At 45.5% G+C, this 22,962-nt stretch carries 27 protein-coding genes and 2 tRNA genes; 25 read left to right on the top strand and 4 right to left on the bottom strand.

The genetic code is table 11. From position 1 onward, the window contains the following. Positions 1 to 77 precede the first annotated feature (77 nt). The 15 genes from M1125_03430 (at position 78) to M1125_03360 (ending at position 11,483) form a co-directional block, all read left to right on the top strand. Positions 78 to 587 carry a 50S ribosomal protein L15e gene (locus tag M1125_03430; GenBank protein MCL5404861.1) on the top strand — a complete coding sequence of 170 codons (510 nt, stop codon included), beginning with the start codon at positions 78 to 80 and terminating at the stop codon, positions 585 to 587. A gap of 10 nt (positions 588 to 597) precedes the next feature. Beyond that, a complete protein-coding gene (locus tag M1125_03425; protein ID MCL5404860.1) occupies positions 598 to 873 on the top strand; it encodes a hypothetical protein in 276 nt (91 codons plus the stop codon). Positions 874 to 954: 81 nt separating this feature from the next. Then, the gene (gene rplC / locus M1125_03420; GenBank protein MCL5404859.1) at positions 955 to 1,908 is read left to right on the top strand and encodes a 50S ribosomal protein L3; all 954 of its coding nucleotides are present in this window, start codon (positions 955 to 957) and stop codon (positions 1,906 to 1,908) included. Between the two features lie 4 nt (positions 1,909 to 1,912). Further along, positions 1,913 to 2,689 (top strand): 50S ribosomal protein L4, encoded by a 777-nt coding sequence (rplD, locus tag M1125_03415; GenBank protein ID MCL5404858.1) that lies wholly within the window; start codon positions 1,913 to 1,915, stop codon positions 2,687 to 2,689. A 2-nt stretch (positions 2,690 to 2,691) separates the two neighbouring features. Beyond that, positions 2,692 to 2,943: a 50S ribosomal protein L23 gene (locus M1125_03410; protein MCL5404857.1), complete on the top strand. Its 252-nt coding sequence runs from the start codon at positions 2,692 to 2,694 to the stop codon at positions 2,941 to 2,943. A gap of 4 nt (positions 2,944 to 2,947) precedes the next feature. Next, positions 2,948 to 3,661: a 50S ribosomal protein L2 gene (locus M1125_03405; protein MCL5404856.1), complete on the top strand. Its 714-nt coding sequence runs from the start codon at positions 2,948 to 2,950 to the stop codon at positions 3,659 to 3,661. 97 nt (positions 3,662 to 3,758) lie between these two features. After that, on the top strand, positions 3,759 to 4,487 hold the full coding sequence (locus M1125_03400; GenBank protein ID MCL5404855.1) for a hypothetical protein: 729 nt from the start codon (positions 3,759 to 3,761) through the stop codon (positions 4,485 to 4,487). Positions 4,488 to 4,499: 12 nt separating this feature from the next. Continuing rightward, positions 4,500 to 5,228 carry a hypothetical protein gene (locus M1125_03395; protein ID MCL5404854.1) on the top strand — a complete coding sequence of 243 codons (729 nt, stop codon included), beginning with the start codon at positions 4,500 to 4,502 and terminating at the stop codon, positions 5,226 to 5,228. A gap of 16 nt (positions 5,229 to 5,244) precedes the next feature. Next, positions 5,245 to 5,721 carry a hypothetical protein gene (locus tag M1125_03390; protein ID MCL5404853.1) on the top strand — a complete coding sequence of 159 codons (477 nt, stop codon included), beginning with the start codon at positions 5,245 to 5,247 and terminating at the stop codon, positions 5,719 to 5,721. A gap of 153 nt (positions 5,722 to 5,874) precedes the next feature. After that, the gene (locus tag M1125_03385; protein MCL5404852.1) at positions 5,875 to 6,102 is read left to right on the top strand and encodes a hypothetical protein; all 228 of its coding nucleotides are present in this window, start codon (positions 5,875 to 5,877) and stop codon (positions 6,100 to 6,102) included. A gap of 21 nt (positions 6,103 to 6,123) precedes the next feature. Beyond that, on the top strand, positions 6,124 to 6,516 hold the full coding sequence (locus M1125_03380; protein MCL5404851.1) for a ribosomal protein S19 family protein: 393 nt from the start codon (positions 6,124 to 6,126) through the stop codon (positions 6,514 to 6,516). Between the two features lie 10 nt (positions 6,517 to 6,526). Further along, a complete protein-coding gene (locus M1125_03375) occupies positions 6,527 to 7,204 on the top strand; it encodes a hypothetical protein (protein MCL5404850.1) in 678 nt (225 codons plus the stop codon). Positions 7,205 to 7,208: 4 nt separating this feature from the next. Further along, positions 7,209 to 7,832, top strand: a complete 624-nt coding sequence (locus tag M1125_03370) for a 30S ribosomal protein S3 (protein ID MCL5404849.1) — start codon at positions 7,209 to 7,211, stop codon at positions 7,830 to 7,832. 39 nt (positions 7,833 to 7,871) lie between these two features. After that, positions 7,872 to 11,342 carry a hypothetical protein gene (locus tag M1125_03365; GenBank protein ID MCL5404848.1) on the top strand — a complete coding sequence of 1,157 codons (3,471 nt, stop codon included), beginning with the start codon at positions 7,872 to 7,874 and terminating at the stop codon, positions 11,340 to 11,342. Between the two features lie 66 nt (positions 11,343 to 11,408). Further along, a tRNA-Ile gene (locus tag M1125_03360) sits at positions 11,409 to 11,483 on the top strand. Between the two features lie 75 nt (positions 11,484 to 11,558). Here M1125_03360 and M1125_03355 read toward each other — a convergent pair. After that, positions 11,559 to 12,374 (bottom strand): class I SAM-dependent methyltransferase, encoded by an 816-nt coding sequence (locus M1125_03355; GenBank protein ID MCL5404847.1) that lies wholly within the window; start codon positions 12,372 to 12,374, stop codon positions 11,559 to 11,561. A gap of 140 nt (positions 12,375 to 12,514) precedes the next feature. Then, on the bottom strand, positions 12,515 to 13,228 hold the full coding sequence (locus M1125_03350; GenBank protein MCL5404846.1) for a hypothetical protein: 714 nt from the start codon (positions 13,226 to 13,228) through the stop codon (positions 12,515 to 12,517). Positions 13,229 to 13,358: 130 nt separating this feature from the next. On the opposite strand from M1125_03350, the gene M1125_03345 reads away from it, so the two are divergent. The 9 genes from M1125_03345 to M1125_03305 all read left to right on the top strand — a co-directional run bounded on the left by M1125_03345 (position 13,359) and on the right by M1125_03305 (position 21,387). Further along, entirely contained in the window at positions 13,359 to 13,703 is a 345-nt protein-coding gene (locus tag M1125_03345) for a hypothetical protein (GenBank protein ID MCL5404845.1), read from the top strand. Continuing rightward, a complete protein-coding gene (locus M1125_03340) occupies positions 13,696 to 14,016 on the top strand; it encodes a hypothetical protein (protein MCL5404844.1) in 321 nt (106 codons plus the stop codon). Before M1125_03345 ends, M1125_03340 begins: the two co-directional genes overlap by 8 nt. 11 nt (positions 14,017 to 14,027) lie before the next feature. Further along, positions 14,028 to 15,044, top strand: coding sequence for a DHHA1 domain-containing protein (locus M1125_03335; GenBank protein ID MCL5404843.1), 1,017 nt, complete (start codon positions 14,028 to 14,030; stop codon positions 15,042 to 15,044). A 93-nt stretch (positions 15,045 to 15,137) separates the two neighbouring features. After that, the gene (locus M1125_03330) at positions 15,138 to 15,785 is read left to right on the top strand and encodes a hypothetical protein (protein MCL5404842.1); all 648 of its coding nucleotides are present in this window, start codon (positions 15,138 to 15,140) and stop codon (positions 15,783 to 15,785) included. After that, a complete protein-coding gene (locus M1125_03325) occupies positions 15,782 to 16,621 on the top strand; it encodes an energy-coupling factor transporter transmembrane protein EcfT (GenBank protein MCL5404841.1) in 840 nt (279 codons plus the stop codon). The genes M1125_03330 and M1125_03325 overlap by 4 nt, the downstream gene beginning before the upstream one ends. 27 nt (positions 16,622 to 16,648) lie before the next feature. Beyond that, positions 16,649 to 19,225 (top strand): energy-coupling factor transporter ATPase, encoded by a 2,577-nt coding sequence (locus M1125_03320; protein ID MCL5404840.1) that lies wholly within the window; start codon positions 16,649 to 16,651, stop codon positions 19,223 to 19,225. Between the two features lie 96 nt (positions 19,226 to 19,321). After that, positions 19,322 to 20,338: an LD-carboxypeptidase gene (locus M1125_03315; protein MCL5404839.1), complete on the top strand. Its 1,017-nt coding sequence runs from the start codon at positions 19,322 to 19,324 to the stop codon at positions 20,336 to 20,338. Between the two features lie 263 nt (positions 20,339 to 20,601). Further along, positions 20,602 to 20,994, top strand: a complete 393-nt coding sequence (locus M1125_03310; GenBank protein MCL5404838.1) for a hypothetical protein — start codon at positions 20,602 to 20,604, stop codon at positions 20,992 to 20,994. A gap of 24 nt (positions 20,995 to 21,018) precedes the next feature. Then, on the top strand, positions 21,019 to 21,387 hold the full coding sequence (locus tag M1125_03305; protein ID MCL5404837.1) for a hypothetical protein: 369 nt from the start codon (positions 21,019 to 21,021) through the stop codon (positions 21,385 to 21,387). Here the strand turns inward: M1125_03305 and M1125_03300 are convergent. Continuing rightward, positions 21,373 to 21,594, bottom strand: a complete 222-nt coding sequence (locus M1125_03300; protein ID MCL5404836.1) for a hypothetical protein — start codon at positions 21,592 to 21,594, stop codon at positions 21,373 to 21,375. The two genes, M1125_03305 and M1125_03300, sit on opposite strands and share 15 nt — an antisense overlap. A 147-nt stretch (positions 21,595 to 21,741) precedes the next feature. On the opposite strand from M1125_03300, the gene M1125_03295 reads away from it, so the two are divergent. Then, on the top strand, positions 21,742 to 22,707 hold the full coding sequence (locus M1125_03295; protein ID MCL5404835.1) for a hypothetical protein: 966 nt from the start codon (positions 21,742 to 21,744) through the stop codon (positions 22,705 to 22,707). A gap of 50 nt (positions 22,708 to 22,757) precedes the next feature. Here M1125_03295 and M1125_03290 read toward each other — a convergent pair. Further along, positions 22,758 to 22,889, bottom strand: a tRNA-Ser gene (locus M1125_03290). Positions 22,890 to 22,962 lie beyond the last annotated feature (73 nt).

Below are 22,962 nucleotides of genomic sequence, written 5' to 3'. Positions count from 1 at the left end.
ACCGTCAAACACTTTAATAACTTTTCTGCTCATAATATTGTGCAAACTTTTGCTAATATAAATAAGGCGTTGATTACATGGGCGCAAATAAATACATAAGAGAAACTATAATAAATGATTATAAGAACCGCGGCGATGTTTACAAGAAAAAGCTTGCTGCCTGGTCCAAGGACCCAGCAATAACACGAGTAGAGCGGCCATCAAATCTCCCAAGGGCAAGGGCGCTGGGCTACAAGGCCAAAGAAGGCATAATAATAGCCAGGACCGGAGTAAGAAAGGGCACCAGAAAAAGGCAAACTGCCGGTGGTGGCAGAAAGCCCTCAAAAAGCGGCAGGTTTTTTTCAAGACACAAAAGCGTGCAGCTTATAGCCGAAGAGCGAGTCGCAAAAAAGTTCACTAACTACGAAGTAGTAAATTCTTACTTTGTAGGAGAAACAGGGACAAAGAGATATTATGAGGTCATCCTTGCATCTAAAGACAGCCCTGCGTTGAAAAACGACAGCGCTTACAAAAATATAATAAGGAGCCCAAGAAGGGCAGAGCGTGCATTGACTGCTTCTGGCAGAAGGATGCGCGGATTGCATTAATAGTGGAAAAATGGAATGTACTGCTGTGCTGCACATTTCAAAGCGCACAGGGTTTTATTACAGCAAAGCCATGCAACCAATCAAGCAAAAGCGCAGCACAATAATCATAAAAGAAAACAAGGATGGCATAGACATAGAAATAAAAGCGACCGACACGCCAGCGCTCTACGCAGCGCTGAAAAGCACGCTGAACGAGATAAGGCTGATGGAAGAAATCAGCAGTGTAAGCGACAATTCCATAAATCGCAAAAAAGTAAAAATATATAAATATAAGTCACAAATATAAAAGCGCTGGTTACTGTAAGCCTACGGTTTTGCATAGCAAGCCCATCTTGTAAATCCTAATATATATTCATAAGTGTTCAAAATGGCAGGTTCATTAGAGTTTTGGCCTAGAAGGCGGGCACAGCGCAGGCTGCCCCGCATAAGGGGCGTAGGGCATCAGGATTCGGTAGCCCCATCCAACCTTGTAGCCTACAAGGCAGGCATGCTGTCTGTTTCTATAATGGACGATAGCGAATCTCCTACAAAAGGGCAAGAGGTCATAAAGGCATGCACTGTGCTGGAACTTCCACATATGGAAGTTTACGGGATAAGAATTTACAAAACAGACAAGAACACAGGATATAGGAAAGCATCAGTCGATATACTCAGCAAGCAATTGCTGCAGCACATAGGCTCAAAGAAAGCAAAAATTGATGAATCCAAGCTGCCTGAAATTGCAAAGCAAGACGGAATAACAGCAGTATCGTTGCTTGTGGTGTCAAGCCCAAAGCAGACCGGTGCGAGCGTAAACCACAAAGAGCGATTCGAAGCGCAAATTACTGGCGGCAACATCGAAGAAAGGCTAAAATTTGCTTCAGAAAAGCTGGGAAAGGAGATAACTGCACAGGAATTTTTCCAGAACGGCGAATTCGTAGATGCAGTTTCCGTGTCCAAGGGCAAGGGCTGGCAGGGCCCGATAAAGCGCTTCGGTATAAAAAGACTCAATCACAAAGCTACAGGCAAAATAAGGCACGTCGGCACGCTTGGCGCATTCACTCCAGGTAAAACATTCTATACAGTACCAATGCCAGGCCAGATGGGCTTCAATTACAGGACGGAGCACAACAAAAGGATACTTAAACTGGGCAAAAAGGAATCCAATGAAGAAATAAACCCACCCTCGGGCTTTAAGAATTATGGACTCGTAAGAAGTGACTATATCATATTGGAAGGGTCAGTGCCCGGCCCAGCAAAAAGGATCGTAAGACTGAAGAAGTCAGTCGAAAACAGAAACAGCCGTGGCATAAAAGAGCCGAAACTTAGCATAATAAGGTGACTGCTTGCCGGAACTTGAAGTTATTGACGTTGACGGGAAACGCATAGGCACAGTGCAATTGCCGCACGCGTTCGAAGCCGAGCCGAAGCCATGGCTTATTTCAAGGGCAGCCCTGGCTGAAAGGACTACGAAGCTCCAGCCGCAGGGGCATTACGTTCTTGCAGGAATGCAGACAACAGCAGCGTACTTCGGGGCAATGTCCTCTTACAGAACAGGGAGGCACGTCGGCAGGGCCATAAGGCCAAGGGAAAAGCTAGGCGGCGGCGCCCTAGGGAGGGTAAGGCGAATACCTTCTGCAGTAAGCGGCAAGCGCGCACACCCGCACATGGTCGAAAAGAAGCTGGTCGAATATGTAAATAACAAAGAGTACTCGAACGCCTTAAAAAGCGCAGTCGCAGCATCATATTCAAAATCCAAGGACAAGCACACAGTGGTCGTTGAGGGAATCTCTAAGTTGTCCAAGACCAAGGATTTCGTAAAATTCCTTAAGGCAATAGAAGTCTATAAAGAAATAGAAAACATGAAGCAAAAAAGGTCAAGTCCAACAGGCGCACGCAAGTACAGAAAACTTGTGCTCGTAGTGACGTCAGACAAAGAAGGCAATTTCAAGCCAGCAGGAAATATCAAAGGGGTAGTAACAAGCACGCTATCAAAGCTGACAGTCTCGGCGCTGGCACCCGGTGGCACTACGATAAGGAATGTCATCTGGAGCAAAAACGCCATCGAAGGGCTTGATTCCGCAATAGATAATGCAGCGCTTATAAAATCCAAAAAGGCATGAGCATGTCAAATTTAAAATATCCACTTGCTACTGAAAAAGCAGTGAACATGATATCGAAGAACAATACACTTGTGTATATAGTGGACAGCAGATCTACAAAAAAAGAGATAAAAGATGAATTTGAAAGGGTGTTCAAAGTCAAGGTCAGCAGCGTGCATACTGTAAGGATGCCGTACAACGACAAAAAGGCATTTATAACCCTTTCAAAGGATAGCAAGGCCAGCGATATTGCAATGAAACTAAAGTTGGTGTAGAACCATGGGTAAAAAATTAAGGCAGCAAAGGCGAGGCAAGGGCTCAAATCTTTACAGGAAACTGCCCAATACTTTCGACATAAGCGTAAGCTATGACATAAGCCCGGAAAAGTCTACAACCGCAGAAGTGGTAGACATTTTCAATCATCCCGGCCACACTGCGCCGCTCATGTGCTTAATGTATGAAAATTTTGACCGCAGCTTCGCAATAGCTCCTGAAGGCATAAAGATAGGGGACAAGATTTATGCTGGCCCTGACGCAAAGCCAACGCTTGGCAGCATACTAGAGCTCAAGGACATACCTGAAGGCATACCAATATACAATTTGGAGGCTACTGCGGGAGATGGGGGCAAGCTTGTCCGCTCGGCAGGCACATTCGCAATAATAACATCAAAATCAAGCACAGGGGCAACCGTGCAACTTCCATCAAAAAGCACAACGACGCTAAATCTCAGGTGCAGGGCCCAATTAGGCATGACTGCTGGCGGAGGAATTACAGACCAGCCGATAGTAAAAGCGGGAAAGAGCCACTATATGTACCATGTGCTTAATACCACATGGCCAAGGAATCGTGGAGTCAAAATGAATCCGGTGGACCACCCATTTGGAGGCAAACAGCATCATAAAGGCAAAAGCAGCATGACTTCCAGAAATGCACCGCCAGGAAGGAAGGTAGGCCATATAGCAGCCAGGCGCGTAGGAAGAAAGAAAAAATAATGTGCTGCAATGCACATTGCCATCAAACGCGTTAAAGCAAAAACAAAAAGTTATATTAAATAGCTGTACATAATAAAAGTATAGCCTACGGGATAGCATGAGGAACCGCGTTGCGACTGGCATAAAAAATCTAGACTTAATGATAGACGGCGGCATACCAGAGGGAAATCAGGTAATCATTGCCGGCGGCCCCGGTGCAGGCAAAACACTAATGGCATTCGAATTCTTGTACAGCAATGCAAAAAACGGCGAAACAGGAATATTATTCTCCCTGGAAGAGGAGACAAACATGATCATAGAGAACGCAAAAACCGCGTTCCCTAAAATGACGGACATTGACGACCTTATTGCTAGCAAAAAGCTGCAGATATTCGGAAACGACGTAGAGCAGGGATACATAGCTAAGAATACAGACAACAATACCTACGCATTTGGCACGTGGATATCGAATATAGAATCGGTAATAACTTCTACCGGAGCATCGAGGGTCGTTGTAGATTCTATATCTGCAGTCAGCCTGCTTATAAAAGACCCGCTGGAATACAGGAATATTTCTATGGACCTGGTAAAGATACTGCGCAGGCTCCATGTAACCTCAATGCTTACTGTAGAGGTAAGCACGCCCATGTCGCAAAATCTCATATTTCAACCTGAGTTTTTCATTTACGACGGAATAATTGCTCTCTATCTGAGCGGCGAGGGAAGCAACCGCACGCTTTCGTTAGAGGTCATAAAAATGAGGGGCACTGGACACAGCTTCAATGTCGTGCCTTATGAATTCAAGGACGAAGGCATATTCGTAATAAAAATTCCAGGATCAAGCTAAATGGTGATTGTTATGAACGTGGATCAAGAATCTGGCGTGACAAAAAGGCTCAAGACCGGCATACCTGGTCTGGACAGGATAATAGCGGGCGGCATTCCTATAAATTCGCAGGTGCTGATTCTGGGTGGCCCTGGAACAGGCAAAACCCTTATGACATTGGAAATATTATATCATAACGCCAGGCTGGAGAGGCCGACGACATTCATAACTACAGAAGAGACTGCCGAGGACATAATCGAGAATGCGACAAACGCCTTTTATGCGTTTGAGGACTTTTCGGACCTTGTCGATAAAAAGCTCATACACATAGTGCACAAACCAATCATAGAGGAATTCAAAGGCAGGGAAAATTTCCAGAAGTTTGTGGCTGACGACGTAATAGGTGTTGTTAACGAGAACAAGTCAGGCATAGTGGTATTCGACTCCATGAGCAGCCTCAGGCCGGTAATGGATTCGGACAGGACATACACACGCGCAATAACCTACATGACAGAAGCATTCAAGTCGGAAAATATCACAGCATTCATAACTGCGGAAGCTACACCGGAAAGGGTGCTTGTAAGCGACACAGGCCTCTACGGAACCTCAATGTTCGATGGCCTCATAAAGCTTGCGGTTAACCAGTCCAACGGATCTGCGCAATACCTGATAGAGATATCAAAGCTCAGAAACTCTTCGCACAGGCTGTCTAATGTCCCGTACCAGATAACATCCTCTGGCGTCAATATACTCGCAGACTAAACAAAGGTGCAAACTTATGGAAGAAGGCGAAACACTTCAAGGCTATATGGACAAGTCAATAAAAATGCTTACTTCGGTGTCTGAATACCTACTGAAGCGCGAGGAAAGCCGCGGCTTGGAGATGGTAAACAAGCTCATACCAATGCAGCTAGCGAACAAGCTGCTTCCGTACTTCGTTGCTGCTGGAGTGCTAGACCTTGCAGGCAAAGAAATAACAAAAAGCAACATAGAGCGAATATTTCGTGGTGCTGACGTAGAAGTAGACAGGATAATCATAAACGGCGTAGGCATGCTGAAATACAAGAACCATTACGTATACATACTAGCAATAACATTCCTTGTTGCTGCAAACAAGGAGCTGACGATGGAGCGCATATTTAACACCGTAACTGCAATGGATGTAGACCCGGACCTTGAAACCGCAAAGGAATCCGTAAGCATATACAACGATTTCGCGCCAAAGTTCGGGTTCAACCAGGTAAATGTAAAATAAATTCAGGCAGCATGCGACGAAAGGTATATTAATATTTCCGGCATCAATATAATCCTTGTCCATGCACGGGCAATCCGGCCGCTTAACAAAAGTAAAGAACGCGGAAAGTCTATAATTTAAAGGCTTCGCTCGTTATAATATTAAGGTGTTAACATGGCCGAGAGAATTTCAAGAGAAGCAATAAAGAGAGAGGAAGGATACCTGTACTACCTTGGCAAGGATGGTTACGTATGGCAGAATCCGACCAGGGCAAACAAGTCAGGCAGGAAGGCCCGCGTAGGCAACGAAAAAGTAGAAAGAGCTGAAGGATACCTGTACTATGTGGATTCCGATGGCTTCGTTTCAAGAGTAAAGCAGGCAAGGGGCCGCAAGAAGAAATGAAATTAAAGATAAAGGATTCAGATGGCAGAAAGAATAGCATATAGAGGCAGAATTCCAGCAGAGGCAGCGAAGCTTAGCGCCGAAGCCTACTTAAGTACTGTGAAATCAAGGCAGAGGCGCTGGCTGAAAAGAAATTCGCTGCAGCTGCGGAAGCTCAACGAAAAAGTCGCCAGGGTCATTGCGTCGGGCAACCGCAAGCCCATAAAGACGCAGACTAGGGAAGCGCTAATACTGCCCTCATGGGTCGGAATCCAATTTGATATTTATAACGGTAAGGAATACCAGCGCCTTACAATAGAGCCAAACATGCTTGGGCACAGGCTTGGCGAGTTTGTATACTCTACAAGGCGCGTGCAGCATTCTGCGCCAGGAATAAAGGCAACTCGTGGCAGCAAGTTCTTATCGCAGAAGTGAGGTGTGCTAAGTGAATTACTCCTTTAACATAAAAACAGACAAGGTTGTATTTTCCGGTCTAAAAGACATAAATGCCAGTTTCAAGGACATGGCTGCAGTGTGCGACTACATACGCTATAAGAATGCGGCCCAGGCTCTCCAAGATCTGCAGAAAGTCATAGACGGCGAAGCAGCAGTTAGATTCAGGACAAACAACAAGGGCATGGGCTCAAGGCACGAGCTTGGAGGCATGAAGGGCAGGTACCCGATGAAGTGCGCAGCAATAGCGAGGAAAGTCCTAAGCGTGGCTATAAGCAATGCCAAAGCCAAGGGCTACAACGGCGAAGACATGTTCGTGGTGCATGCAGCGGCAAACAAGACTCAGATAAACAGGCGCACCCCATCAAAAGGCATGCTTTACCACAGCGACAGTTATGGCTACGGAACGCTGAGGCACAGTGATCTGGAGTTTGCAAAGCTTGAAATAGGCATTGCGCTGCCGGAAGACATAAAACTTGGCACAAAGGCAATGCGCATTATTGAAAGAAACAAAGCCATGCAGGAACGCATGTCTAAAAATGCCAAGAAAGCGAAAGATTCTGCAAAGACTAAAAGCATTAAAGAAGAAAATCCTAAGGGCAAACCTGTCAAAGAGAAAGAAAGCAAAAAACAGCAGCAGGAAGCTGCCATAGAAGCAAAAAACGCGTGATACTGTGGGCATAGAAATGAAATTCATAGACGATTCAATAATCAAGATGAACATATCGAAATACTTGAGCTCTGAGCTAAGCAGGGCTGGCTTTTCACGCGTAGAAATACAGAAAACGCCAGTGCTCACGAGAATAACGGTTTACGTACTGAATCCGGGAAGGGTAATAGGGCGCGTAGGCAAGAACATAAACGAGCTTACGGAAACAATAAAGAACAAATTCAGCATCAACAACCCGCAAATAAGCGTTGTCGAGATCCAAAACAAAATGCTAGAGCCGCTGCTTGTAGCAAAAGACATAACATTCAAGCTGGAGCGCTCTATAAACCCAAGAAAGATAATACAGTTCACGCTTAAGAGCATAATGGAAAACGGTGCACTAGGCGCTGAGATAATAATAAGCGGCAAGCTCGCTGCGAAGGGCGCCAGGGCAAAAGTCATAAGGAAGAGCGTAGGTTACATACCTAAAGCCGGAGACATAACCAACCTTGTGCTGGAAGGGCGGGCCACCGCATATCCAAAATATGGCGCCATCGGCGTCAAGGTCAGAATTGTGCCTCCAGGCACGGTATTCCCAGACCGCGAGATAAAAGCCATAGAGATACCAAAGTCCATACTCAACAGCTAATTGCCAGCTCGCAGTGTAAAAAGCCGTCAAGGTTTGTAAATGGATATAATATTAATAGGCATTATAGCATTTTTGACCCTATTCATACCTGGGGAGCTATTCGCCCTTGCGCTGCTCAACAGGACAAAGTTTGGCCTGTTCGAGAAGTCAGTCATAGGCTTCATATTCGGCCTTGTCGCTACCCCGACTGCAGTATGGATTGAGTCTTATTTTATGAATTATATACACTTTTTCGCGTTCTCTCTTGCGCTTTTTGAGACCAATGCCGCAGTGCTTTCGCTAATCGGCATAGTGCTTTGCGTCTGGCAGGGCGTATTCACACCATCAAAGCTTGGAAGCTACGTCAAGCCTTCCGCGTCCAGGAGAACCGAGGCAGCCACTGAAGAAAAGCTTGTCGAAGACATGAAAGTCCAGGCCAAGCGCACGCTTGAAGGCATAAGGTCAGAACTTAAGGCATACGATTCCGCAAGGGCCATCATAGAAAAGCACGTGCAGGAAGAGAAACTGCTCGAAGACAGGCATTCGCGGGAGCTTAATGCAATAAACCTTAGCGAAGAGGACAAGGAGCGCATAGCAAGGCTGCAGCACGACGAGCATGAAAGGCTGATGCAGGACCATGAGCAGGAAGAGGCAATACTGCTGAAAAAACTCTCGACGGAGCCGGAAGCCAAGGTAGTCAAGCACACAAGCATAAACTGGACATACGTTGTGCTCGCACTGCTGATGATCATTGTGTTCGGCACAAGGATGATGAGCGTAGGCATAACGCCGAAATTCTTCGAATTCGACCCGTATTTCGACATGCTCGCCGCTGAATCAATACTTACCTTAGGATATCAGGTGTACCTGTCTCCTAGCGCATGGCCTGTAGTTGCAGCAGGCACAAACATGCGCATCCAGCCAATCGTGCCTTATCTGGAAGCTTACTGGTACGACTTGGCAAACACACTGGGCCCGCACCATGCGACTTTCTCTACAACGCTAATGAGCTATATAGGGGGCGTGTACCCTCCAATAAGCGCTGCACTGCTTGTATTCGCAATATTCGTGCTGCTTTACTATGAATATGGCAACAAAATAGCGCTGATAGGCGCTACCCTAACAGCAACCATGCCTGTGCTGTTTACTACCTTCGTCTCAGGGGAGCAGCTGCTCGAGCCATGGGGCATATTCACCCTATTCTTCTTCTTTGCTGCATACCTGCTTGCAATAAAAGACATGAAAAGCAAAAGGCTTGCGATACTGGCAGGCATAGCTTTTGTTACCACGTTCCTAGGCGCGCACTATTATACTGTAGACGCAGGCGTGCTTGCCATATACATATTGATACAGGGAATCGTAAACATACTCCACAGGAAAAACAGCAAGTATTTCTATCAAATGAACATAATAGTGCTTTTTGTCATATCGTTGTTCCTGATTGCATACCACCCATACCACGCGACCCTTTCAGGCAGGATCCCTAGCATATTGGGCATACCTATAACAGTAAGCGCTCCTCTGCTTGCGCTCATAGCGGTCGCAGTCATGGACTTCCTGCCAGGGATCCTGAAACGCTTCGGGATATTGTTTAAAGAGCTGGATCAGAAAGCGTACTTCGAATGGATAGTCATTGTGCTGGTGATAGCGCTTTTGGCCATAGCATTTACGCCGATAGGGAAGCCGATAACAGCGTACGTCAACCTCAGCAAAAGGTTCACTACCCCATCAACTGCATTGTTCATGACTGTCGAGGAGTTCATACCTACAGGCGCACTGTACAACTTCGGGGCGGAAGGCTTCGGGTTCATAGGCGCTTCAATAGCCGGCGTGCCAATCCTGATATGGATCATAAGCATTGCCGCCTTGGTGCTCATAGCCCTAAGCATATTCTACAAGAAAAGCGAGACCTCAATACTGTACATGGCCATAGCTACGCCGTTAATGTTTGCAGGCTTTTCAGAAGTAAAATACCTTCCCCACTTCGGCGTGGCTTACATACTGCTGTTCTGCATAATGCTTGGAGAAGCCATATACATATTCAATAACGGCTTCAAGCTAAAGCACGCAGAGGCAATAATAATAAGCATCCTGGTGGCAATAGGCACCATACTAATCATAGCAGGTTCGTTCGTAGGCATAATACTGGCAATAGTGTTCGGCATAGCCGGCGGCTTTGTATACGAGATATTCACACGCACGAACTACAAGGACCTGTTCGACCCGCACCCGATGCACAACGCAAAGCTCTACACAATGCTTGCCATAGGCGTAGGGCTGTTTTTCATATCCCCTGTATTCGCCATGATATATCTTTTGCTTCTCATATTCATGCACAAGCTCGACGAGCACAGGAAGGGCCTTTGGTACGCCTTCGCAATATTCTTCATCGTATTCATAGCAGGCACTCTTCTCACGGGCAGCCTGATGCTGGGCGAAATAAGCAGCGTCGTATCGGCGCTAGAGTCGAATGGCATATACTCTGCAAGCCCAGCAACAGCATGCAATACTTTAGCCAGGGTTTCAAGCATAGGGTATGACCTGTTCTGCAATGTGGTGCCAAGCTATTGGCTCTCTGCTACCGCATGGATGCGCACAAATGTCGGCCCAAATGCACCCAGGGTTTTGGCATGGTGGGACTATGGCGACTGGATAAACTGGTTCGGCCATAGCAATGCAGTTATACGCGGTGACAATGCAGAGCCAACCGAGGATTACGCCGTAGCGGCAAACTATGTCTTGGGCCCGAAAGAGAACTACAGTGCAGCCAACCTTAGGAACATGATGGATACAAACCAAACCCGTTATGTCGTTTTTGACCAGGGCCTGATACAAAAATGGCAGGCGCTTGACTTCCTGGCATGCGTGCATATAAATGCCACTTCAAGGGCATTTGCAATAGCAGAGGGCGCTTCGCTAAGCCCTCCAGTCCCGTATGCGCTCGGCTATTCGCCATGTGAGCTGGCGCACGACCCGCAGTACGCGCTTCTTCCCCTTGCGGCTTTGCTTCCTCCGAACCAAACAGGCATTTCGCAGAGCATTAATTACTACTGCTCTATGTCAAACAGCACAGTGCAGTACATAAAAACGTACCTGCTTACCGGCGCTTCGATATCGAACAGCACAGTATGCGCAAGCACAGTACCTACAAAGAATGGCGACCTGCAGCTTTACTACAGCAACGGCACGCAAATAAACGCCTTGATACCCCTATCGTACGACCTGGGAGAGGTTTCGCTGGGAGGAGTACCTTTTGTTGAATACTTTGTTGCGTACACACCAAATGCGCCCAATGACAACATAACCGACGCTCCTACTGAATTCTACAACTCTAACTTCTATAGGGGCTTTATGTTTGGCACCCTGCCAGGGTTTGTCCAGGTCTATCCAAACGCCACTTCTACGCCTGGGATAAACCTAGTCAACGGCACATACCCACTGAGGATACTTGAGATAGTAAACTATACTGGCGGCACCCCTGCAGTACCGCAAAAGCCAAGCTACGTGCATAACAACCTTACAATACCATGATGAGCCTGCAGGCAGGCTTTTCAAAAGTAATAAATATGCTTTTCACCATAAACTTTCTGCAGCAATGGGCTTGTAGCTCAGCCTGGTCAGAGCGGCGGTCTTATAAGCCGTAGGTCGAGAGTTCAAATCTCTCCAGGCCCACTGCATGGCGCACAGCTTAACCGCAATCATCTCGGAATGTCGTGCTAGATGCAATTTTATCGTCACAGCAGTGCGTTATGCTTTCCTTGCAACTAGGAGCATGTGTGCGCTTATTCCCACGACCTCCGGCTTTGTGCATAACCTATAATGCATGTCCAGCCAGTTCTTCCAAGCCTTTTTGTTCTTTGCAAGCTCATTAATTGCATTTATTGATGGAGTTGCCAGCCCTTCAAGGCCTGCAAGATTTATTATCTTGGCTCCCTTCGAAGAGCGTTCAAATTCACTGACAAATTCTTCCGGCGAAAAGAAATGGCAATAGTATTTACCAATCCACATCCTATCCTCACCTTTTGTCGCTACGCTTTCGAAATTGCTTGTCGCCACTTCGTCAGGCCACTTGCTTGGAGCTAGCGACATGGAGCCATACCTGTTCATTACTGATATGAATATCGGCGCGCTAGGCTTCGCCACCCTTACAAGTTCTGATATCGCTTTCCGCCTTTTGTATTTGCCATAGACCAAAGACAAAGGCCCGCCAAGGCATAAGACTGCATCAAAAGCGGAATCCTTGAATTCTGAAAGGTCTGTTATATCGCCGACCATCGCCTTTACTTTTTCCTTAACGCCTTCACGCTTTATGTCCTTCTTTGCTACTGCTATATTGTGGCGCGATATGTCCAGCAAAGTCACATCATAGCCTTTCATTGCCAGCCCTATTGCATAAATGCCGGTCCCTCCGCCAGCATCAAGCACAATGCCGCTTTTTGGGAGGTACTTTTCCAGGAACATGTAAGTTGTGCTAAATTCTATGGAATGATAAGGGTCCTGCTTAAGCCTTATCTGCTCGTGCTTCCAATACTCAGAATAAAGCTTTTTTATATCCTTTATCATGCGCTCACGAAATTACATACGCGCAAACAATTATTAGCTTTCTGTACTGGACTTAAAAAGCATCCAGGGCAATGCGCTGCAGCCTGGAGCATGCAGCCCAGAAAACAGCAAGCGCAAAGCGCAAATCACTATCCTTCCATTCATGCAAAGTTTTTCTTTACAGACCTTATGTCGCATCTTTTTACTTCTGCGCCAATGCCTGAAAGTCTTAGCGAAGCCATATCCAAGTCACGTTTTACATCCCTTGGATTATCCTTATTCCCAACAATAAAAGAGACATCCTTCGCATGCAGGTCTGTGACTGCCAACTCCATATCCGGCAGCGTGTTGCCCACGGAGCCCTGCACTACGTAACACTGCCACGGCTCGAAGCCAAGGCTTTTGAAAGCCCTGCTGTAATCCGGCTTTCCAGGGCTGAACACTAAAAGCTTGTGCTCTTTTGTGTCTTCTGGCACCTTTATGTTAGACATCTTTACCGGCTTTGCCACCACTTTTATATCCTTAAACTCCTTCTTTAGCGCATTGAGCTGCAATTCGGTATTCTTTTCTTCGAGCTCCTCCCTAGTGCTAAAATTAACGCCATTAAACTGATTTATCAATGCTTCTTTCAGGTCTTCAGTAGCAGAACCGCCATTTTTAAGCACAGAGTATACCTTGCCCATCGCACCGCAGTCGTCATGTGTTATGAGCGTTATTGCACCTATATCATTATCCTCGACGATGCGCTTTGCCATTTGCATAATCGGTGCAGCATTCGCGCCCGCATTCCTAATAACGATTGCACTGCCGTACTCATTCTCAAGGAAATTGTTCAACCTTCTATCCATGCAGCATATAACCAATTCATTTTCCATTAAATCACGCAAGCAGACAAATAAGCTTTAAAATCTAAAAATGCTTTGATTCGCAAGTATTTACGTCTTATAAAAGAATTCGAAGGTAAATAATTTAGCTACAATAATGTAATATATTTCAGTGGTCCGAATGGCTAAAGTGCGCGTCAACGGGATAAAGCCGGAAGTTGCAGTAGAACGCCTCATAAACTGCTTCGAGACAGCAAACGTGGAAATAAACAAGGCACTGGGGCAGGAAATTCCCAAAAAGGAGCTCAGGGCAAGGGTGAAGCTCTTCGTGGGAGATGCTTTCAGGAAGTGCAACGTTGATATAAAGAATCCTACAAAAGAAGGCTTAAAAGAAGCAATGAATCTGTGCAAAATAAATACCGAAAAGATGCTAGGGCCAAGGGCGGAGCCAATAATAAAGAAGCATTACGCGGAAATGAGCGAGATAATAGAAAAGCTCCCGGATGGTGGTGATAAAGATGACTAAAATACTGTCAATAATATCGAGCAAGGAGAAGGACAAGATAAGCCTTGGGATAAACTTCAGCGCAAGGCAAAAGCAGGCAGGACACGACGTAAGAATACTCTTCTTCGGCCAGAGCGAGGTGGCTATAGCCAATGACGAAGAACTGTCAAAGCTCATAGAAGACTCCTTTGGAAGTGAAAAGCCGTCGGCATGCATATTCGTTGCCCAGGGCGCCAAAGTTGAGGACAAGCTCGGGAAGAAGGTAAGTCTTGTAAAGGCAGGCGAATACATAACAAAAAGCATAGACGAAGGCTATACTCCAATTACATTCTAAGATGCGATAGCATGATGAGCAGAGCAGACTTTCGTGAGCTTATAAAAAGCAATAAGGCTTCCATATACAATGTAACGCATATTGCCGATTTTGACGGCATGGGCAGCGCTGCAATGTTCATGCATTACGCAGGCGTGCCGAAAGAAAGGATATTCTTTGGCAATTATATGCGGCAGGACATTGACAAGATGATCAGCGAGCTTAAGACAGCAAAGCTGCACAACTCTTTCATAATTTTTACCGATATGAGCGTAAATGACAGCGCCATAGACGTATTAAAGGGGCTTATGCATTGGTTAAAAGGCGAAGGGAACAAAGTCGCTTGGATAGACCACCATCCATGGAGCGACAGTGCAGTTAGTGAGATAGGCTCAGAATGCATATACCTGGTTGCAGGAGAGAATAAGAACTATTGCGCAACAGAGCTTGTGTATAAAGAGCTATTTGAAAACGAAGCAGACAAGGAGTATGGCACGTATCTGGCGAACATTGCCCATTATGCAGACTTCAACATAAGAAACGAACAGCTTGACCCCCTGCTTTTTGAAATAACCGGAGCAATAACATACATAAACTACAATCAAGGCAACACCGCAAAGCTCAGGGATTTGGTTTCGGAATTTGCAAAGGGCAACTACAAGAACAGCATAACAAAGGAGGCATACGCCAGCTATCTGAAGGATTCAGAGCTCAATATAAAAGCGCTTGAGGAAAGCCTTGAAAAGCACAGTGTTGGCAACTTGATATTAGGCATAGGCTATAGCAAGCATCTTGGCAGCACGCAGGCATGTACTATAATAGCAGACGAGCTAAAGGCAGACATTGCAATATTTGTAAATACTGACTCGGGAAAAGTGAGTCTGAGGTCAGGCAAAGCGATCGACTGCTCAAAGCTTGCAGTCGCGCTTGGCGGCGGCGGTCATCCGCAAGCTGCGGGATGCGAAGCAAAAATCGAAAGCGGCGAAGACTGGAAAGAATTGTTTTCAGCAAAGGTTCTTGAGGAAGCAGCAAAGATATACGGCAGATAGCCAAAGCGCTGCAGCTTTTGCAAGATGCGACACAAGCGCAAAATATTTAAAATGAAGCTCCCATATCTGCTATGAACTGGTTGGTGGGTGTCTATGGTAAATTCAAACCCTAGTGTGAACTATTCCCAGTACACACTAAAATGGAAAGGACCGAAGCTTACTACAACGCAATATGCGCTTTTTGCCATACAAATCGCTGTGGTAATCCTTCTTTCTTGGCTTGGAGCAGCAGCAACCCCTGTGGTCGGTCCAGGTATAGGTTTCCTATACTGGGCATACCCGTTTTTCGTCGTATTTACGCTTTGGTGGGGCATCTGGGGGATAGCAGGCGCCTGGATAGGCTCGGTTGTTGGCTCCGGCCTGCTTACTGGCTTGCCTATAATCCCTGCCCTGGCATTCAGCATAGGCGATCTCGTGCCTGCGTTGCTCATATTCCTTCTTTACAGGGGCTATCTAAACAAGCATGGCGTTGACCCTCTTGGCAGGGACATACTTCGCAGCAAAAAATCCGCAGCATGGTTTGCGATATGGGTAATGGGTATAACCAACATAATCGGCGGATTATGGGGCGTCTGGGTGCTTGTCGCGCTTGGATTTGTGCCTGCTGGCGCATATCTGCTTGGTGCCGGCCTATGGATACTGGGAGACGCGATAGTGCTGCTGATAGCGCCGTTTCTGGCAAAGTACGTCACTCCTGTAGTAGAGCGCTTTGGCCTGATAAATACGGGTTGGGTATCATGAACGAAGAGGGCAGCAACAGGTCTGGAAAGAAGTACATAAAAACCATACTGTTTTCAGCAAAAGCCGATTCCATATACGTAAACCTGAACCCGCTAATAAAGCTGCTGCTGCTCATCCTAGTATCTATCGGAGTAGTGGTATCGATAGACAGGCAGGTGCCATTCCTGGCGTACAACATTGTGGTTCTTGCCTTTGCATTGGCATTCTTGGCAGAGACGCACACGATAAAGTTCCTTGTAAAAAGCTACCTAGGGGTCATAATAATAGCGCTTTTTGTAATGTTCCTGTGGTGGATTGTATTCAACCAAATCGGCACTACCGTACTATTATCGGTCTCTCTACTGGGAATGACACTAAAGGTTACTACCCTCTCTTTGTATGTTGGGATAGGAAAGATTACAGGATATGCGGCAATGGTGCTGCTCACGCTATTGACGTTAATGAGCATAAGGGACTCAGACATAATAGCCACTTTGAACAGGCTTAAGGTGCCGTTCAAGGCAGTATTCTTTGTCTCGCTGATTTCAAGGAGCTTCAACATAATGGCTGAAGACCTGGCGCTAGTGCGGCAGGCACAATTCGCCAGAGGCGCATCTGCGACAAATTCCAACCTGCTGAAAAAGGCAAAGGAATTCGCAATGCTGTCAATCCCTGTAACAACGCTTATAATAAAAAGATCCGTAGACGTGGGCAACGCCCTTGAAGCAAGGGGCTTCTCAACTTCAAAGCACCTTTCATTGTTAGTGGAGCAGAAGCGCCTGATCGCAAGGGATTACATAATGCTTGGCGTAGGCATTGCAATAGCGTTGGCACCGCTATACATGGCATACGCATAGGCAATTACATACAAAAAAGTGGCTGCAATGCAAGCTGTAAAGATAAGCAATTTGAGCTGGAGATACCCCAATTTCACAGGCATAAAGGGCGACTATGCACTAAAGAACATCAACTTGGAGATAGAGGCAGGCGAATTCTTCGGAATAGCAGGCTCAAGCGGTGCAGGCAAAACCACCCTGTGCTATACGATTGCAGGGCTCATACCGCATCAAATGCGGCTCAGGTCAAACGTCGAAGAGAATATCACAGGGAGCGTCGAGGTATTTGGCGAGAAAGTAACCGAAGTCAAAAAAACAGGCGACGAATACAAGATATTCGGCAAAGGCCCAATGGTGCCCACAATCGGAATAGTAATGCAGGATCCAGAAAGCCAATTTTTGAGCATGAGCGTTGCCAACGAGATATCAATGGGGCTTCAATTCATGGGCCTTGAAGAAAACGAGATAAAAGACAGGATGAAAGAGGCGCTTTCGCTTGTAGGGCTTTCGGAACTGTATCCGAATGCGGCAAGCGTCCATCCCTCAGAGCTGTCCGGCGGACAGAAGCAGAGGCTGATTATAGCAAGCTTCCTGGCCATGCAGCCAAAGCTGTTAATACTGGACGAGCCAACATCAGACCTAGATCCGGCAGGCAAACTCGAAGTAATAAATACCATCGCTTCGCTTAAGAAAAGGCTCGATATAACCGTAATACTTGTCGAGCATAATCCGGAAGTGATGTTGAAGTTCGCCGACAGGATGGCCATAATGTCAAACGGCGAGATAGTCGCAGTGGATATTCCGGAAAATATATATTCGAACAAGCAGCTGACGGCTTCGTATAACATTTATACCCCAGAAGTTTCGGAGCTGTCAGAGTATTTTTCAATTAATGAAAAACCAAAATACGCTTTTGGAACGAGTAGTGCAGGATTTCATGTGGATAGGAAGATGCCGAAGCAGGAGAAGCCAATTATAAAAGCCGCAAATCTCGGGTTCGCATATGAAGACGGCACCGTTGCCATTTCAAATCTCAACATGGAAATAAATGCAGGCGAAATGGTTGCACTAATCGGGCAGAATGGTTCGGGAAAATCAACAATATCAAAAATAATTGCAGGAATACTGAAGCACAGTTCTGGAACGCTTGATGTTGCAGGAATAAGCGTGCACAGCAACAAGGCAAGGCGCAGCATGCCCAACCATGTGGGGTATGTATTCCAGAATCCAGACCACCAGATATTCACGCGCAGCGTCAGGGAAGAAATACTGTACGGGCTTAAGAACATAGGCGTGACGGGTCCAGAGGCAGAGCGCAGGACGGAAGAAGTATTAAAAAGGGTAGGCCTGTACGACAAAATAGATGAGGATCCATTGTTTTTGGGGAGAGGTCAAAAGCGGAGGCTTGCTGTAGCCAGCAGCATAGCCATGCACCCAGACATACTCATAGTAGATGAGCCAACAACCGGGCAAGACTACAAAATGTCCAAGGAAATCATGGACATACTAGCAGAATTGAATGCATCCGGCACAACAATAATACTCATCACGCACGACATGCGCATAGTTGCGGAATACTGCAGGCACGTAATGGTGATGCGCAAAGGCAGGATAATATTCGACGGTACACCTGAAAAGCTATTCATGGACGATTCGATCTTGGAACTGTCATCGCTTGAAATGCCCCAATCAGCAAGGATATCAAAGAGCATGATGAATAAGGGAGTTCTCAGCGAGCCACTAATAAGCGCAAAGGAATGGCTTGAATTTTTCAGCTTCATAAAAAGCAAGAATAAAATCGAATTTTATACGTATGAAAAACTGGAACAGTCAGCAGCTAGGCTTGCCGACACAATAATAGAAAAATATGGCAGCCCGTCAACCATAATATACATAGAGCGTGGTGGGATGGCGATTACCGAATTGCTGGGTAGAAAATTAAAGTCGGCCAAGATGCTCGGAATAAGGGCTAGCTATTACGATGACAGCGGAAACGCAAAGGCAAATGTGGAATTATACGGCGTCCCGAAAAAGTTGCCGAAACAAAGCTCCTACATCCTCATAGTGGATGAACTTGTTGACAGCGGCAAAACCATGTCTAAAGTGGCAGAAGAGGTAAAAAAGCATGCAAAAGGCGCGAAAGTAGTCACGTGCGCATTGATAAAAAAAGTGCATTCATCATTTGAGCCAGATGTGTTCTTGGAGGAATTGCCAAAAGAGGCATGGGTGGTATTTGATTATGAGGAAAATGAGGCAAAAGCGACATTCAAAAACAGCAACCCTGTGCTCACTGATATAATAAAGGAGCATTTCGACAGCACAACCAAAAATTCAGGCTTTTGGAAAATGCACAAAGCCGCTGCTATGGACGCCAATAGGTTCGGGGAGCAAGCACAAGGCACAATTGCTTATACCACCGATTCGCTTTTATGGGCACGCATTCTGTCTGATTGGCTTGGGGTAAAAAGGCTAAAGGCGCTTGAATCCGCAGAAGACCTGGGCCAAATTCAGCACGACAGCAAAACCGTTATCATAGCAACGGCGAAGTCAAATGGGATTTTGCATAAATGCGAATCGCTTGCACTGCAAGACCACAATATCATCGTACTACCCAGGCCAGATTAAAAAGTTGCTGCGGCATTTTTGGCGGCATTCGATTTTAAGAGGCAAAACGGTTTGTATAAAACCAAGCTATAAATCCTTTCGGATTTAATATTAATTATGCATGAAGATATACTCAAACCCCCGAGGCTTAGACGCGGTGGCACAATAAAGATAATTGCACCTTCAAGCGCAGCAACATCCACAACCGGATTGCCCAACGCCATAAAATTTATAGAGCAGAATGGCTTCAGGGTAAGCCTGTCATACAGCATAATAAGAGAGTCTCCGACAAGGTACCTTACTGCAGGAGACAATACAAGAACCACTGAAATAGAAAACGCATTCAAAAGCGACAAGGTTGACGGAATAATGGTGCTGCAGGGCGGCGCAGGCGCAATAGACATACTAAATGCGATAGATTACGATGTCATAATGGACCACCCAAAAGTCTTCATAGGGTATAGCGACATAACCCTGCTTCAGCTTGCATTTATGAAGAAGGCGCATCTGCCAACATTCCAAGGGCCAATGCTATTTGATCTGGCTGAGGAAGACGAGGTCGCAAAGCGGCACAACTGGTCAACACTTATGGGCATGGTTAGCGAAGGCAAGACGCTCTCGCTCAAAAACCCAATTGAAAGCGGCTGGAGCAAAGTCATAACTCCAGGCACCGCCTCAGGCAGGCTCATGGGCGGCAATCTTACGATGTTTTCCCTGCTTGTAGGGACCGATTACATACCAAGTACTGAAAACAAAATATTGTTTTTTGAAGACGTCAATATGGAGCCATGGATGCTGGACAATATACTCTCGTCCCTTGTGCTGAAAGGAATATTGCAAAAAGCCAACGGCTTTGTTTTTGGGGAATTCCCAAACAATGCAGTGCAGCAGATAGTACAAACGTCAGGGCCAACTTCGTACTTATTCAAGAACCTATTTATAGAAGACTACATAAACGCGAACATGCACAGCACAATACAGGATACATTAAACAGCAAGATACCTAAAAAGCCGTCATTTATAGAATACGCTTGCTGCCATGGAAAGTATATAACAACCATACCGCTTGGCATAAAAGTAGAGATAAATGCAGATGAAAGCACAATTGAAATGCAGGAAAGGGCAGTAGACTAATTAGACAACGCCTGCACATAGTGCAGGCGCGTCCTCTGGGGTTGCCAAGTTGCCTTGGCACTATTATTATGCATATAAAAGTATTTAAATTTTACTAAAAATACAATAATAAATACTTTTATACAAGATTTTTAGTAAAGTATAAATATGTTCGCATAGGCATATACCTTTAGGACATCGCGCAAGCCATGCACTATATAAATATGGCAAATCTGATTCTGGGGTAAAGCTGTACATAGCAGGCGCGTCTTAAGGGGTTTTGAATGGATCTGAACGACAAAAGCGAGCGTAAGCTCCTGAAAAAGAGATTTCATGAAGGGTTTCTTCATGAGGAAAGAGTGAGGAGGGCATTGCTTCGCCTAGTGGAATGCAGCTACAAATCCATGGGGATCGGAAACGGCACTGAGGAGTCTTTTAATTTGGCAAGTAGGCTCCTAGAGGCGGACAAGCAGATAATAGAGGCCGCTGCAGTGTCAAAGAAATCAAGCATGGATACGGGAAAGAATTCAGCATACCGCCTTGGCGTAAGCATAGAAAATGGCATAGTACGGATTGGCTCTTTGGGTCGTAAAGACCCCTTTTTCTTTTTAATTGCCAAGTTGTCAGCCTGCACGGAAAAATATAAATATATGGAAAGGCAAATAATCCTCTATTAATTTCATAGCAAAAAGGAATGTAAAATGGGAGTCAGTATATTTGAGGAATCCATAAAAAAACTCCAGCTAGGCTTTGTTTCTGGAAGGGATAAAAATGGATACCAGAAAATCGAATACAAGATTTCAATAGACGAAGAAAAGCTACAGTTCCTCACGAGGATGTACGAAGAGAAGCTCAACGGTGCGAATACTGCTGCAACGCCCAAGTGCGAATTTGAAAAAGGCGAAGACATCGAGAAAATATTCGGAGAGGGTACGGGCATATTAACAATACGAAGCACATTTCTGTATCCATCGAACAGAAAAAAGGAGGAGCTTGAAAAACAGATAACGGAGATAGGCCAGTATCTAGAAAATGCCAGCAAAGAACCAGTGCAACTAATCCGTAAATGACTGTTTCTTGGCAATCAGCCTTTGCCTTATGCTTCCTATTTTTTTGCGTTCCCCTATTATCCCAATACCTACGGCAAAAAGTAAGGTTCCTATTATAAGCATGCCATAATCAGGCCTGCCCTGCCCATTAATTATAAAGAAAACTGCAACAGCAGTGATTCCCGAGGCGACCCATCCGAGTCCGGCAAAAACTATTCCTTTTTCCATGCAAATCCCCATCCATTAACGGTCTAAACCGCTGCTAATATTCTTAAAATTACGAAAAATCTAAATATAAGCTATTCTATGCTCTTTTATATGAAAAGCCGTAATGCACAAAGCCTACAGAGTATCAGCAGTACATCTACTGCTGAAATGACAGAGCTCAACGAGCGCATCGAAAAGCTTTTTGACATGCAGCAATACCTATTTTTGGAAAGAGACAGCTCCATACTTTTAACTTCGGCGCTTCGGGAATCAAAACGTTTAAGGAACGCTTACAACAAAGCGCACACAGCAGCAGTGAATGCAAATTTGTTAGCTGAAAGCTCAGACAAGGAGATACAAAAGATAAAAGACTGGTTCTCCGATGCGAATGAGGGCAACGGCCCTGTAAAAGCCAATTTTTCCATGCTTCTTAATGATTTAAATGCAGATTTCCGCGACGTCAGCAATGCATTAAGCTATATGTTGTCAAAATCAGTAAAAACTGATTACAAAAAACTGCTAAACGGCGATTTCAAGGAAAAGCTCATCGAGCTTAGTGCAGATTCAAACGCTCTGGTGAAATATTTCGACGAGATATACTATAGGGCCGAAAAGGCGATAGACTACCTTGCGTTATCATTAAAGCCCATGGGAAAGCTAGCAGCAGATGCCTCTATTGCAGATCTGTTGCGCGGAGAGCATGAATCCGGAAAGTCCGCAATCAGCGTAATGTCAAGCAGGTACCTGAAAAGCCTTTCCATAAACGACGAGGCCATAGAGCGCGTTCTTAGAGAAATGCTCATTTCGCATATCAGTTATGATGCAGTACCATCATTGCCAGAAGTAAAAATAGGGCATGATTGGCGCAACAGCACGTATTTTACCATACGCTTCGGTAGCAAGACAAGCTATTTCAAGGAGGTAAAATTCGATAAAAATGATTTCTCAGAGATATCAGCATTTGCAGTGCGCATAATAGATTCAATAAAAGAGAAAGGTCTTTATCTAAAACCGAAGATATTGATGAGAGCATATAGCGATATTGGCATCTGCCTTGTTTACAGCAAGGACAATGCGCAAGAAGACGACTTTAAGGCACGCCGCACTATAGACCAGCTTGTAGACGAAGCGTAAGCTTTTACGTATAAGGCAGGTGCACTTTTAAGGCAGTATAAAGAATTATGCGCCAGGGTAGGGATTTGAACCCTAAAGCCCGTGAGGGCACCGGTTTGCCTGTCGCGCCAAACATCACTATATCAGCTCTTGACGTTTTGAAAACTCAAGACCGGCGCGTTACCAGATTCTGCCACCCTGGCACATTCTGATATTTTATTCGCTAAGATTTATAACTATAAGCCAACTGCTCTCTTTCTTATATTTTAAAAGCGT

The sequence above is a fragment of the Candidatus Marsarchaeota archaeon genome (assembly GCA_023485295.1).
Lineage (GTDB): Archaea > Micrarchaeota > Micrarchaeia > Micrarchaeales > Micrarchaeaceae > Micrarchaeum_A.
This window is presented reverse-complemented; position numbering and strand designations above follow the sequence as displayed.